9 protein-coding genes are annotated in these 13555 nt (G+C 68.1%); 5 read left to right on the plus strand and 4 right to left on the minus strand.

All coding sequences use genetic code 11. The annotated features are described in order from the left end of the window. The first annotated feature begins 146 nt into the window (after positions 1 to 146). Positions 147 to 929: an SDR family oxidoreductase gene (locus tag HOQ08_RS00875; protein WP_291190125.1), complete on the plus strand. Its 783-nt coding sequence runs from the start codon at positions 147 to 149 to the stop codon at positions 927 to 929. A 42-nt stretch (positions 930 to 971) separates the two neighbouring features. On the opposite strand, the gene HOQ08_RS00880 is transcribed toward HOQ08_RS00875, so the two are convergent. Both HOQ08_RS00880 and HOQ08_RS00885 read right to left on the minus strand, forming a co-directional pair. Next, the gene (locus HOQ08_RS00880; protein WP_291190128.1) at positions 972 to 1634 is read right to left on the minus strand and encodes a DUF4124 domain-containing protein; all 663 of its coding nucleotides are present in this window, start codon (positions 1632 to 1634) and stop codon (positions 972 to 974) included. A gap of 78 nt (positions 1635 to 1712) precedes the next feature. Further along, complete coding sequence (locus tag HOQ08_RS00885) at positions 1713 to 2654, minus strand: DegV family protein (protein ID WP_291190131.1); 942 nt, start codon at positions 2652 to 2654, stop codon at positions 1713 to 1715. A 228-nt stretch (positions 2655 to 2882) separates the two neighbouring features. On the opposite strand from HOQ08_RS00885, the gene HOQ08_RS00890 reads away from it, so the two are divergent. From HOQ08_RS00890 to HOQ08_RS00900, 3 genes are all read left to right on the plus strand, one after another. Further along, positions 2883 to 3674, plus strand: coding sequence for an AMP nucleosidase (locus tag HOQ08_RS00890; protein ID WP_291190137.1), 792 nt, complete (start codon positions 2883 to 2885; stop codon positions 3672 to 3674). A gap of 213 nt (positions 3675 to 3887) precedes the next feature. Beyond that, positions 3888 to 6818, plus strand: coding sequence for a TonB-dependent receptor (locus HOQ08_RS00895; RefSeq protein WP_291190140.1), 2931 nt, complete (start codon positions 3888 to 3890; stop codon positions 6816 to 6818). 86 nt (positions 6819 to 6904) lie between these two features. Next, on the plus strand, positions 6905 to 8734 hold the full coding sequence (locus HOQ08_RS00900; protein ID WP_291190143.1) for a tetratricopeptide repeat-containing sulfotransferase family protein: 1830 nt from the start codon (positions 6905 to 6907) through the stop codon (positions 8732 to 8734). Between the two features lie 18 nt (positions 8735 to 8752). On the opposite strand, the gene HOQ08_RS00905 is transcribed toward HOQ08_RS00900, so the two are convergent. Continuing rightward, a complete protein-coding gene (locus tag HOQ08_RS00905; protein ID WP_291190146.1) occupies positions 8753 to 10237 on the minus strand; it encodes a tetratricopeptide repeat-containing sulfotransferase family protein in 1485 nt (494 codons plus the stop codon). Between the two features lie 112 nt (positions 10238 to 10349). Continuing rightward, entirely contained in the window at positions 10350 to 11927 is a 1578-nt protein-coding gene (locus HOQ08_RS00910; protein ID WP_291190149.1) for a sulfotransferase family protein, read from the minus strand. 198 nt (positions 11928 to 12125) lie between these two features. On the opposite strand from HOQ08_RS00910, the gene HOQ08_RS00915 reads away from it, so the two are divergent. Beyond that, positions 12126 to 13388 carry an aspartyl/asparaginyl beta-hydroxylase domain-containing protein gene (locus tag HOQ08_RS00915; RefSeq protein ID WP_291190152.1) on the plus strand — a complete coding sequence of 421 codons (1263 nt, stop codon included), beginning with the start codon at positions 12126 to 12128 and terminating at the stop codon, positions 13386 to 13388. The last annotated feature ends 167 nt before the right edge of the window (positions 13389 to 13555 follow it).

Below are 13555 nucleotides of genomic sequence, written 5' to 3' on the forward strand. Positions count from 1 at the left end.
GATCTCGCCTTGTTGGAGCAGCCGGCCAGTGCCAGCAGCAAGGCGATGGGCAACAACGGCTTCATGGCGATTCCCCTTCGGCGGCGAGGCCGCAGTCTCCCGCCGCCGGGCCATTGCGGCAAGCGGCATCGGCTAAGCTTCCGGCCATGAGCCTACGCACCGACGCCTGGCAGCTCCACGGCCACACCGCACTGATCACCGGCGCCAGCAAGGGCATCGGTCTGGCGGTCGCGCGCGAGCTCGGCGGCCTGGGCGCCGACCTGCTGCTGGTGGCGCGCGACGAGATGCACCTGGAACAGGTGCGCGTGGAGCTGGCCGAGGAACTGCCCGGGCGCGAGGTGTTCGCCTTCGGCGCGGACCTGGCCGAACAGGAGGACCGCCTGGCGGTCTTCGACTGGATCGCCGACCTCGACGCGCCGGTGTCGCTGCTCGTCAACAACGCCGGCGGCAACGCGCCCGCCGCGGCGCTGGCCTACGACAGCGAGGGCTACCGCGCGGTCTTCGAACAAAACCTGTTCAGCGCCTTCGAGATGTGCCGCCTGGCGCACCCGCACCTGGTCGAGCACGGCAATGCGGCGATCGTCAACGTCGGTTCCGTGTCGGGTTCGGTCCACGTGCGCACCGGCGCGCCCTACGGCATGAGCAAGGCCGCGCTGCACCAGCTCACGCGCAACCTGGCGGTGGAATGGGCGGTTGACGGCATCCGCGTCAACGCGGTGGCGCCCTGGTACATCCGCACTCAGCGCTCGGAGCCGGCGCTGGCCGATCCGGACTACCTGGAAGAAGTGCTCGAACGCACGCCGCTCAAGCGCATCGGCGAACCGGAGGAGGTCGCCGCCGCGGTGGCCTTCCTGTGCCTGCCGGCGGCTGCCTACATCACCGGGCAGGTGCTGGCGGTGGACGGCGGCTTCCTCAGCTTCGGCTTCTAGGCTTCCGCAGGGTGGGCTGAAGCACACCCGACAAAAACCGGTTCAGTCGCCGCAGCTGGCCAGTTGCGCGCGCAGTTGAGCGTCGCGCTTTTCCAGCGGGGGGCGCTGGCTCTGGAACGCATTGCGCAGCTTGTGCGCGTTTTCCTCGTAGGCGTCCTGCAGCGCCTCGCAGGTCTGGCCGGGATCGAGTTGGCGGCACTGGTCCTGCACCCACACATAGTTGTTTGCCACCAGGCCGCGGGTGACCCGCCCGCGGTTGGATTCCGGTGCGGAAATGCCGGCCGCCCCACGGTCGGGCGCATAGACATCCGACAGTGGCTGCTGCCCGGCGCCGAGCATGCCGTAGGGCGCCTGATACGGCGCGGGGTTGCCGTTGGCGCTGAGGTAGGTTTTGCCGTCGGTGGCGCGGACACAGGCGTACATCAGCGGCAGCGGGGCGGAGGGTGCCGGCGACGGCGGTGCAGCGGCTCGTGCCGGTGCCGAAGGCGCAGGTGCCTCGGGCGCAGGCGCCGCAGCAGGCGCATCCGGCATTTCCAGCCTGCGCTGCCGTTGGGTGGGTCGGCACGGGCTGTCCTGGTACACGGTGCGCCCGTCCGATCCGACGCATTCGTAGACCGTGGTGGCCGTTGCATCGACGTGGCTTGCCGAAGCCATGGCGAGCAGGCTGCCACCGAGCAGGACGGAAGCGGGCAGAGACCGGCGCATGCGCCGATTCTAGGCGCACGCGGTGAACCAGTCGCTTTGGTTCCTTTCCCAGGGCCTGCCCGGGAGAGCGTGCGGAGCTTAGAAATCGGCCTCGTGTTCCTCGGCCACCAGGGCCAGCGTGACCGCGCCCTCGCCTACGTTGACCATGCCGGTGATGCTCATCGGCGCTTCCAGCAGCGTCACGCCGGTTTCCTCGCAGGCTTCGCGCAACCCGTCGTAGCCGGGCAGTCGGGCCAGTTCGGCCAGTTCGCCGCCGTAGCTGACGCACACCACCGGGACGATCAGCCCCGCCCGCACGCGCCGCGCGGCGTAGCCGAACAGCGTTTCGGCGCCATGCTCGAAGCCGCGCACCTTGCCGACCGGGCCGGTCTCGCCGCGGAAGCAGCGCAGCAGCGGCTTGATGTCCAGCGCCGTGCCCACCACCGCGCTGAACAGGCTGACGCTGCGGTCGCCCTTCTTCTTGGTGCGGTTGCGCAGGTGGTGCAGGTCGCGCGGCAGCATGTAGGCGTAGGTGTGGTTGGCCACCACGCCCAGCCGTTCGCGGATGATCGGCGGCGTCTCGCCGGCCTGGATCAGCCGCACCGCCTCGAACACGGCCGGCCCCTCGCCGGCGAACACGTTGCGCGTGTCGACCACCCGCATGAGGAAGGGCCCGGCGATGCCGGCCCGCTCGCGCGCCTCGCGGTACTGCTTGAGGATGGCGAAGCTGGCCTTCACCACGTGCTCGTGGATCGGGCTGCGCGTGGCGGTGACGGTCAGGCAGAACACGCAGTCGCGCTCCAGCACCAGCTTGTCCAGGAACAGCCGCTGCACGTCCTCGACCGAGCAGGGCTCGGTTTCGGCGGCGTGGGTGCCGGCCAGCCTCATCTCGAGGAAACGCTCGATCTCCCGTGGATCGCGCTCGTCCTTGAAGACGGTGTCGTCAAGCCTAACGGCGATCGGCATCACCGCGATGTCGTGTTCCCTGAGGAACGCCTGCGGCAGATCGCAGGACGCGTCGATCGCCAACCCCATCCGCATGGTGTCATCCCCCTGGCCAATGACGCGGCGAACATAACACGCGTGTGGGCGCCGCAACCTTGGGCCCGCGGCGCAGTCTCCGTGGAGTTGACGGCCATGCGCGGCCTTGCCCGGATGGCGGGCAAGGGCCTGCGCCCCGTAGAATGGCCACGGCTCGAGAATGGTTCCTGCCGGCGTGGCGTCGTCGGCGCAGCGCGCCGCGACCGCGGCGTGTTCCCGAGATAACCCATGAAAGACAAGCGAGAGATCGTCTCCAACTGGCTGCCGCGCTATACCGGCACGCCGCTGGAACAGTTCGGCCAGCACGTGCTGCTGACCAACTTCGGCCTGTACGTGGAGCTGTTCGCCCAGTGGCACGGCGTGGAAGTGCGCGGCCGCGACCGGCCCATGCCCAATGCCACAGCCGACGGCATTACCCTGATCAACTTCGGCATGGGCAGTCCCAACGCCGCTACGGTGATGGACCTGTTGAGCGCGGTCGAGCCGAAGGCGGCGCTGTTCCTGGGCAAGTGCGGCGGGCTCAAGAAGAAGAACCAGCTGGGCGACCTGGTGCTGCCGATCGCCGCGATCCGCGGCGAGGGCACCTCCGGTGACTACCTGCTGCCGGAGGTGCCGGCACTGCCGGCGTTCCAGCTGCAGCGCGCGGTCTCCACCATGATCCGCGACCTCGGCCACGACTACTGGACTGGCACCGTCTACACCACCAACCGGCGCGTGTGGGAGCACGACGAGGCGTTCAAGGACTACCTGCGCCGCACCCGCTGCATGGCGGTGGACATGGAGACGGCCACCATCTTCGCCGCCGGCTTCGCCAACAAGATCCCCTGCGGCGCCCTGCTGCTGGTCTCCGACCAGCCGATGATCCCCGAGGGCGTCAAGACCGAGGCCAGCGACCGCAGCGTGACCGAGCGCTACGTGGAGGCGCACATCCGCATCGGCATCGAGGCGCTCAAGCTGGTCCGCCGCAACGGTCGCAGCGTCAAGCACCTGCGCTTCGAGGACGAGTCCGAAGGCGATTGAGACCTCGTAATCTCCTGCGGAATGATTGGTTGCCGCGCTTGGTGTAAGGTGTCGACTAGTTCAAATTTCATTGACCAATTGTGATTTGGGCGCTAAATAGCCCACTACGGCTACCAGGCCGTCGCCTTTGGCGTTTACGTGGACACCAGGCGCATCAGCCGGGAGGGGAGACCTTTCCCAGGCGAAGCAGTAATTCCAACGGGAGGAAAATCAATGAAGTACGGGGTAAAAAAATTGTCGTCGGCGGTGCGCATCGCACTCTCGCTTGGTGCGGTGATCGCCGTGGGAGCCTCCGGCGCCGCGTTCGCGCAGGACACCGGCACGCAGGCCGGTACGCAGCCCGACCAGAAGAACACCAAGACGCTCGAAACCGTCACCGTCACCGGTTCGCACATCCGCCGCGTCGATCTGGAAACCTCCAATCCGGTGGTGACCATCGACGCCTCGCAGATCAAGGCGACCGGTAAGCTCACCCTGGGCGACATCGTCCAGCAGCTGCCGGCGGTGACCGGCGGCAACACCAATCCGCAGGTCAACAACAGCGGCGGCAGCGGCAACACCAGCATCGGCCTGCGCGGCCTCGGCAGCCAGCGCACGCTGATCCTGATCGACGGCAAGCGCATCATCAACGGCGATCCGAACTCGATCCCGGCCGACATGATCGAGCGCATCGAAGTGCTCACCGATGGCGCCTCCTCGGTGTACGGCTCCGATGCGATCGGCGGCGTGGTCAACTTCGTCCTGAAGAAGGACTACCAGGGCGCCCGGTTCACCGTGAACTACGGCCAGTCCGGCCATGCGGACGGCCGCTCGAAGGGGTACACCTTCACGTTCGGCCAGACGTCCGACAAGGGCAGCATCATGGGCGGCGTGGACTACAACAAGACCGAGCAGGTGCTCGCCAAGAACCGCGATTTCTCGAAGAACGCGGTCTCCATCTACGGCAGCAGCCAGACCCCGATCTACAGCTACGTCGGCGGTTCGACCTTCCCGGCCTACGGCCGCATCCAGCTGCCGGCGCAGTACCAGGCGCAGTACGGCTGCAAGAACGTCTCGCTCAACCCGGGTGCCAGCGGCCAGAACATCGCCACCGACTACCACTGCTTCACCAATGCGGACAAGTACAACTACGCCACCGTCAACCTGATCCAGACCCCGCAGGAACGCACCAGCATGTTCCTGAAGGGCACCTACAACCTGGGCGAGCATGTCCAGGCCTACATGGATGCCTACCACAACAAGACCAGCTCGGGCTTCCAGCTTGCGCCGGCCTTGCTCGGCAGCCTCTACGGCGCGGTGATCTCGGCGAACAGCTACTACAACCCGTTCGGCCAGGAATATTCCTCCGCTGGCCTGGACTACCGCGCGCGCCTGGTGTCGGCCGGCAACCGCTCGGCGAACATCGCCAGCGCCACGGACCAGATCCATGCTGGGTTCAAGGGTGACTTCACCCTGTTCGACCAGGGCTGGAACTGGGACGTGGGCATGGGCTATGGCCACTTCTCGCAGCAGACCATCACCCGTGGCCTGCCCAACCAGGACAAGATCAACGCGGACCTGGGTCCGTCGCATTTGGATCCGGCCACCGGCAAGGTGGTTTGCGATTCGGGCGCTGCCGGCTGCATGCCGTTCAACCCGTTCAACCTGTACGACGCGAACTCGGTGGCAGCGTTGCAGGCCGCCGCGGTGCCGGCGATCAGCAACAACTTCTCGATCGAGCGCGTCTACTCGGCCGATGTGAACGGTGGCCTGTTCGATCTGCCGGCCGGTACCGTCCAGCTGGCCGCGGGCGCCTCCTATCGCAAGGAGTACACCCGTTCCGAAATCGATCCGCTGTTGCTGATCGACCCGTCGACGGGCAACTGCACCCTGGGCAGTCAGTGCAGCTCGCCACTGCGCGGTGGTTACAACGTCAAGGAAGCCTACGCCGAGGTGTTCGTTCCGGTGCTGAACGACCTTCCGTTCGTGCAGTCCCTGAACGTGACCGTCGGTGACCGTTACTCCAAGTTCAGCACCTTCGGCAGCACCAACAACACCAAGTTCGCGGTGGAATATCGCCCGATCAACGACCTGCTGCTGCGCGGCACGGTGTCGGAGGTGTTCCGCGCGCCGACCATCAGCGACGTCTACCGCTCGCCGATCAGCGATGCGCCCAAGCTCAGCAGCGATCCCTGCGACGGCATTACCACCGCGGGCAACCCGGCCTGCGCCGGCGTACCGACGGATGGCAGCTTCAAGGACCAGAACGTGGCGGCCGGCCAGCAGATCAAGGGCGTGGCGTCCGGTTCCAAGTACGCGGGCTTCCCGCTCGGGCCGGAGAAGGGCAAGTCGTTCGACCTCGGCCTGGTCTACTCGCCCAGCTTCGTGGAAGGGCTTTCGGTCAGCGCCGACGTGTGGCACCTGTACCTGAACGACACGATCTCCTCGATCGGTGCCCAGACGGTGCTGGACCTCTGCTACAGCGGCATCACCCGGTATTGCCCGCTGATCAGCCGCTTCCCGGCGGGCAGCGCCAATCCGGGCGAAATCGCCCAGATCATCGAGCCCACCGGCAACCTGGGTCGCACCGACGTGTCCGGCGTGGACTTCTCGGGCCGTTACCGCCTGCCGCAGTTCTCGTTCGGCAACTTCGTGGTCGGCGTGGACGCGACCTACCTGAAGCGCTATGACCAGCAGACCGCTCCGGGTACGGCCGCCAACAACATCTTCCACGATGCCGGTCACTTCCAGCCGTTCGGTTCGAGCCAGGCCTCCACCTGCCCCAGCGGCGGTGGCGTGTGCCTGTTCCCGCGCTGGCGCGGCAGCAGCTTCGTGAACTGGAACCTGGGCGACTGGAGTGCCTCCTGGCGCATGCGCTACATCGGTGCGTTCCGCAACGGCTCGAAGAGCCCGTCGCAGGACACCAACCCGGTGCAGGGCCTGCCGGGCGTGGAGCTCAAGTACGGCGCGACGATCTACAACGACGTGTCGGTCGGCTACAACTTCGAGCCGCTCAACACCCGTATCGACCTGGGCGTGAACAACCTGTTCGACAAGCAGCCGCCGTTCCTGTACGCCAACAACACGCTCAACGCCAACACCGATCCGAGCGACTTCGATCTGCAGGGCCGCTACTACTGGGCTCGCGTGACCGTGTCGTTCTGATTGACTGGACAGCACTGAGTAGCTGAAGCTGAAGAGCCGCGCGGGGCGACCCGCGCGGCTCTTTCTTTTGAAAAGTTGCGAGTCACGTGATCAACGACATTCTCAGCGCACTGCAGGCCGGTCGGCCCTCCGAGGCCGAGCGGCTCTGCCGGCGCTCGCTGGCGACCGCACCGAACCCGGATGTGACGCTGTTCCTCGCGATCAGCCTGCAGCAACAGGGTCGCCCGCAAGAGGCACTCGTGCTCTACGCCGAGCTTGCCCAGTCGTTCCCGGACAGCGCGTTGCACCTGGGCAACTATGCGACCGCGCTGCGTGAGGCCGGGCATTTCGACCAGGCCGCCCAGATGTACATGCGGTCGATCGAACTGGCGCCGGACAATCCCGATCAGGTCATCAACCTGGGCCTGCTGCAATTGCAGCGGAAGGACTACATCGCGGCCAGGGACACGCTGATGCGGGCCCACGTGCTCGATCCCGCTTCCCCCGAGGCCCGGATCCATGCGGCACGCGCCTGTTCGGCCTGCCGCGATTCGCGCGCAGAGGAGCTGATTCGGCCGTGGCGCGACTGGACTGCGCTGGATGATCCACTGCAGCTGGAGCTTGCGGACCTGCAGCTGGTGTTGGGTGAGGCCAACATCGCACGCATGCTGCTGGAGGAGCTGCTTGCCCGCTCGCCGGGGCACCTGCCGGCGCGCCTGCTGCTGGCCGCCGTCTACGAGCGGGTCAACGATCTGGACGCCGCCGAGGCGCTGCTGGGCCGGATCGAACGCGAACACGCCGAGCTGGACGACGAGGCAAGGCTGGAGATCGCCCACCAGCGCGCCAAGATCGCCCTGCGGCGCGGGCAGCTCGAGCCCTCTCGCGACCTGCTCGAGCGGATGGGTCCGCGCACGCCGGACGACTACGCCCATTTCTTCATCCTGGCCGAGGTGTGCGACAAGCTGCGGGACTATCCGGCGGCCATGCGGGCGCTGGACGAAGCCCACGCGCGCCAGATCGCGGAGTTGAAGGTCAACACGCCGCATCGGTTCGAGCCCGGCGCGCCGGTGCTGCCTGCCGCGGTCGAACGGATCGGGCCTGCGGACTATCGTCGCTGGCCCGCGCTGCAGAGCCCGGACAGCGCCGGTTCGCCGATCTTCATCGTCGGCTTCCCGCGTTCCGGCACGACGCTGCTGGAACAGATGCTCGATGCCCATCCCGCACTGCAGTCGATGGATGAGCGGCCGTTCTTCACCATCCTCTCCGATCAGCTTGCCGACCACGGCATTACCGTGCCCCAGGACCTGCATCGGCTCGACCAGTACGCATGCGACGAGCTTCGCAAGGGCTATCTCAGCCTGGTGTGCTCGAAGATCCCACGGCGCTGGAATTGCCAGCTGGTCGACAAGAATCCGCTCAACATGCTCTGGTTGCCGCTGATCCACCGGTTGTTCCCGGAGGCGAAGTTCATCCTGGCGCTGCGCCACCCCTGCGACGTGCTGGTGAGCAACTACATGCAGAACTTCCGTGCCGCCGTGTTGGCGGTGGCATGTGCCTCCATGGAGACGCTGGCCAGCGCCTACGTCACCGCCATGGAGTGCTGGCTGCACGACGTGGAGCTGTTCAAGCCCGACGTGTTCGTATCTCGCTACGAAGACCTGGTCGCCGATCCCGCCGCACAGACGCGGCGCATCGCCGATTTTCTCGGCCTGCAGGACGCCACGCCGCTGCTGCAGTTCGATCGCCACGCCCGCGGCAAGGGGTTCATCGCCACGCCGAGCTATGCGCAGGTCACCCAGCCGGTCAACCGCAAGGGGTTGGATCGCTGGCTGCGCTATCGCGATGCGCTGGCGCCGGCGATGCCGATCCTCGCGCCCATGCTCAGGCACTGGGGCTATCCGGCCATGGCCGAGAACGCCGCGGCCGCGGGGACCTGATCCGGTTGGCGGTGCCGGCTACCGGTCGGCGATGTTCGCCAGTTCGGGCAGCCATTGCGCGTACTGGCGCCAGCGCTCCAGCGAGCGCGTATGCACCGGCTGGCGTGCCTGCCACAGGCTGGCGGTGCTGATGGCGCGGTTGTCCATCGTGCCCGCGGCTGGCGCCGTCCCGGGCAGTCCGAGCCAGCCAGCCAGGGCGCCGACGGATCCCTCGATGTCCTGCACGAGGTCTTCGTACCGCACTTCGTACACGGCCTGGGGATAGCGGCGCTGCCAGTGCGCCATCAGGCGGCGCGAGCCACGGATGGCGGTGTCTATGTCGGTGAAGTCGAACGCGAAGTCCTGCGTGCCGGGGTGGAACGACTGCATCCACAGTGACAGCGCGTTGTCGCGGGCATCGCGGCGGCAGTGGATGATCCGCGCCTGCGGAAAGAGCGCGAGGATCAGGTCCACGTGCATGAAGTTGTGCGGCTGCTTGTCGATGTACCAGCGCGCCGGGGTATCGTCCTGGCGCAGCTGGGCGGCATACGTGGCCGCTGCCGCCTGCATGGCGGCGGCGCAGTCCTTGTCGGCCAGCAACGGCGCCAGTCGGGCTGCGAGCGTGGGCATCCATGGCAGTTCACCGCGATGGCGCACGTCGGGATAGCGTGCCAGCTGCTCGGCCAGCAGCGTGCTGCCGGCGCGTGGCATGCCCACGATGAACACGGGAACCCAGTCCGTCGGCGACGCCGGGAGCGGCGCCGGCATGACACGCTCGAGGCGCATCTCCACGCTGCGACGCCACAGTTTGCGCGGCCAGCGAACCTGCGCGCCGACCACGGCGTTGGCCTGGCGCAGGTAGCGGGCGGCCAGGTCGTATCGGCCGATATCGTCATGCGCCTTGCCGAGCGCAAAAAGCAGGGAGCCGCGCGCGGCGGCACTGAGATCGCCGCGCTCGAGCAACGCGGCGAACCGGGCGAAGTCCGGATGCTGTCCGTCGCGATAGCGCTGCAGGCCGGCAAGCCCCAGCGGCACGTGCCATTCCGGCGCGCGCGCATCGTGCGCCAGCGCAAACTCCTGGCGTTCGCGGGCACGCTCGAACTGCCCCAGCTGTGCCGCCAGGGCGCCGGCATGGGCGTAAAGGCGCGGATCGCCTGCGCCGGCCGCGATCGCCGCTTCGCAGAGGCTCGCCGCTTCTGCCTGGCGGCCGCAATCGTCGAGCAGCTCGATGGCGTCGAGGCGCTGCTCGAGATCCGGATGCGCGTTGCGGAACAGCGAGAGCAGCGCATGGGCAACCGCCGTCATGCGGCCCTGCTCGCGCAGCAGCCGGGCCAGCAGGAAGCTGGCCGCGGCGTGGTCCGGCGATCGTGCCAGCAGCGCTTCCAGCAAGGCCTCCGCTTCGGCGGCTCGGCCCGACTGCAGCGAGGCGCCGGCCAGCGCCAGCATCAGCTCCGGCGACTGCGGCAATGCCGCCAAGCCTTCCTCCAGCACGCTCCGCGCACCCTGCATGTCACCGCACAGCATCCGCTCCTGCGCGCGTTGCAGCCACTGCTGCTCCTGGGCGGCCGGGGAGGCTGCCTGCGCAACGGAGGGGGGGGAAGCTGGGCGGGACATCTGGATCCGTGTCGAGTGGTTTTCACCCGTGCCACAACGGCAGGCCCAAGGCCTGGCGCAATGGATCGAGCAGGGCGCCGTAGCGTGTGCTGTGCACGGTGCTGGCGCGCAGCGGCTCGCGCACCTGGGTCGCGCTGGGCGAACGCACCTCGCGGGCGTTCTCGTGGAAGCGCAGGCAGCCCGCTTCGAACGCCAGGCCGCAGAAGTCGAGCAGCGAGCGGACCTGCGACTCTGGATCGGCCAGCAGGGCCTCGTGGTCGTGCAGAAGCACCGCATCGGGATAGCAGGCTGCCAGGCGCCGCAGGCTACGGTCGCAGTCGCGCCAGAAGCTGGCGAGGTCGCCGAAGTCGCGGCTGTATTCGTTGTTGTCCAGCCGCTGGCGATAGCATGAAAGGCAGGTTTCCAGCGGATCGCGCCGGCAACCGACGATGCGCGCTCCGGGCAGCATGGCCCGAATGGCGTCGGCATAGAGCCAGTTGCTCGGCAGCTTGTCGGTGAAGCGGGGACGCTCCTTGCGCCAGTGGGCGGTGCGTTCGAGGTAGCGCCGGCCCAGCCGCTCCCAATCCGCCGGCAGCATCGCCGCCACCCAGCGCGGGAACGGCTGCCCGCGACGGCGCGATTCCTCCGCCAGCACCTGCGGCAGGTCGGGCAGTTCGCCGGAGCCTTCCACCTGGCTGTGCGATGCAAGGATCTGTTCGGTCAGCGTGGATCCCGAACGGGGCAGGCCGACGATGAAGATCACCTCGTGCCCCAGGGCGGCGTCGGGTGCCGGAGCGGGCGGCGGACTGAACGCGGCGGCGAGCATGTCGATCGCTGTGGAATAACCCGGCGCGTTCCATCGCTGGCGCCGCCGCGCCAGCGCATTGGCCCGTGCCAGCGCCTGCAGCGATTCGTCGTAGCGGCCCTGGTCGTCCATCGCCTTTGCCAGGGCGAAGCCGATGGCGATGCGGTCGTCGTCGTTCCCGCGTGGATCGCGCAGCGCAGCGTGCATGGCGGCGATGTCGCTTTCGTCCATGCGCGAGGTCTTCAGGTCGGCCAGGCCCCACCAGGCCATGCCGGACCACGGCTGTTCGGCGAGCACGCGACGGTATTCGGCGGCCGCCTCGGCCACCCGGCCGCGCATGCGCAGCATGTCGGCCAGCAGGGCGCGCGCCTCCATGTGGCCGGGCTCGATCGCCACCGAACGCTGCAGGGCATCGGCTGCCTCCTCGTTGCGCACGCAGCGGGTCAGCATCACGCCCAGGTTGTACCAGCCGATGGCAAGGTCCGGTTGCAGTTCGCAGGCGCGCCGCAGCGCTGCGACTGCACCGTCGTAATCGCCGGCCTGGCCAAGCAGGGTGCCGAAGGTGTTGTGATAGGCCGGGTCGTCCGGACGCAGGGCGAGTGCGCGGCGCATCAGCTCGAGCGCCTCGCCGTGGCGGCCGTGCTGCCCCAGCGCGCCGGCATGCATGCGCAGCACTTCCGGGTGCATCGGATGGGCCGCAAGCGCGGGTGCGAGCTGGCCGATGGCTTCGTCCGGGCGACCCGCGTCCAGCGCGCGAGCTGCCGCCGCGACGCCTTGCGCCGCGCGCTCGCTCAATCCATCCAGCCGCTGCGCCATCGGTGTTCCCGGTTTCGGTGTGCTCGGACCAGGCCTGCGTGCGCGGGCGCGATCCCTTGCGAGGTCATTCTTTCGACAGCGTATTATGCCCACGCAAGGGGCGGGGGCCCCAATGTAGGGGGCGATTCCGTGGAGCGCGTTGCAACGAGTGGACCGGACAAGCGCGCTGAGCTCTGCCGGGAGCATGCCCGCGCCCAATTGCAACGCGGCGACCTGGCACAGGCCGAGCAGGCGTTCCAGCAGCTGCTCGCGCTGCTGCCGGCGGATGTCGAGGCACTGTGCTTCGTGGCCGACCGCCAGCTTGCCCGTGACCAGCATGCGTTGGCGCTGGACACCCTGCAGGCCGCGCTGCAGGCCAACCCGGACAGCGCCCCGCTCCTGCACCAGCTGGGCGCGACCCAATTGGCCGCCGGCGCCTTCGCCGCTGCGGCGTTGAGCCTGCGCGGGTGCCTGCGGCAGCAGCCGCGGGCGTTCCTTGCCCGGCTGCGCCTGGGCATTGCGCTGGAACAACTGCAGCAGCCGAAGGAAGCGTTGCTCGCCTACTACGGAGCAATCCGCCAGGCGCAGCTGCAAGGGCGCTGGCTCAATGACGCGACGACCGCCCCGGCGCTGCGCGAGGTCGTGCAATACGCCATGCGCTACGTCAACGACGGGCGGGCCCGGCTGTTCAGCGAACTGCTCGAGCCGCTGCGCCAGCGCCATGGCGCTTCCGAGCTGGTCCGGGTCGAACATTGCCTGGCGGTGCATCTGGGACAGCAGGCACTCGAGTTTCCCGATGCGCGCCAGCAGCCGAAGTTCCTCTACTTTCCCGGCGTGCCCAGCCAGCCGTTCTATCCGCACGAGCGCTTTCCATGGCTGGAGACGCTGGAAGCGGCGACCGCCACGGTGCGCGCGGAACTGCGTGCGGTGCTGGAGCAGGCTTCGCTGGAAGCGTTCCTGGGCGAGCCGGACAGTGCCGCGACGACCAGCATGCTGCGCGGCGAATCCGGTCGGGCGGCCGCGTGGGATGCGTATTTCTTCCATCGCCACGGCAAGCACTACGACGATCACCGTGCGCGCTGTCCGCAGACCACCCGCCTGCTCGATGCGCTGCCGCTGGTGCACATCCGCGACCACGCGCCCGAGGCGCTGTTCTCCGTACTGCGCCCCGGCACGCACATCCTGCCGCACCGCGGCGTGACCAACACGCGGCTGGTCACCCACCTGCCGCTGATAGTGCCGCGCGACTGCGCCCTGCGCGTCGGCGGCGAGATCCACGAATGGCAGGAAGGCCGTTGCGTGACGTTCGACGACACCTTCGAGCACGAAGCCTGGAACCGCAGCGACCAGACCCGCGTGGTGCTGATTCTGGACAGCTGGAATCCGGACCTTACCGAAGTCGAGCGCCTGGCGGTCACTGCGCTGGTGGAAGCCATCGGGGATTTCAATCAGGCCTGCGACGAGACGCCCGCGGACGCCTGACGCCGCACGTCGCGAGCGGCATTCGTTGCGCGAGCGTCGCGCATCTTTCACCCGCGGATGACCGCCGCGCGGGCATCGTGGACCGCGGCCTTCCGCAGCACCAGTCGATGCGCCGCGCCGCCTGACGTCGGTCCGTGGGTTCGCGCATACGTCGCGAAGCAACTTCG

It is taken from the genome of Frateuria sp. (assembly GCF_013362045.1).
Classification (GTDB): Bacteria; Pseudomonadota; Gammaproteobacteria; order Xanthomonadales; family Rhodanobacteraceae; genus Frateuria_A.

Excerpts from the sequence above, each read along its gene's own strand:
- HOQ08_RS00885 (WP_291190131.1), bottom strand. The coding sequence starts at position 2,654 with ATGCGGATGGGGTTGGCGATCGACGCGTCCTGCGATCTGCCGCAGGCG.
- HOQ08_RS00895 (WP_291190140.1), top strand. The coding sequence starts at position 3,888 with ATGAAGTACGGGGTAAAAAAATTGTCGTCGGCGGTGCGCATCGCACTC.
- HOQ08_RS00875 (WP_291190125.1), top strand. The coding sequence starts at position 147 with ATGAGCCTACGCACCGACGCCTGGCAGCTCCACGGCCACACCGCACTG.
- HOQ08_RS00880 (WP_291190128.1), bottom strand. The coding sequence starts at position 1,634 with ATGCGCCGGTCTCTGCCCGCTTCCGTCCTGCTCGGTGGCAGCCTGCTC.
- HOQ08_RS00890 (WP_291190137.1), top strand. The coding sequence starts at position 2,883 with ATGAAAGACAAGCGAGAGATCGTCTCCAACTGGCTGCCGCGCTATACC.
- HOQ08_RS00905 (WP_291190146.1), bottom strand. The coding sequence starts at position 10,237 with ATGCTGTGCGGTGACATGCAGGGTGCGCGGAGCGTGCTGGAGGAAGGC.
- HOQ08_RS00910 (WP_291190149.1), bottom strand. The coding sequence starts at position 11,927 with ATGGCGCAGCGGCTGGATGGATTGAGCGAGCGCGCGGCGCAAGGCGTC.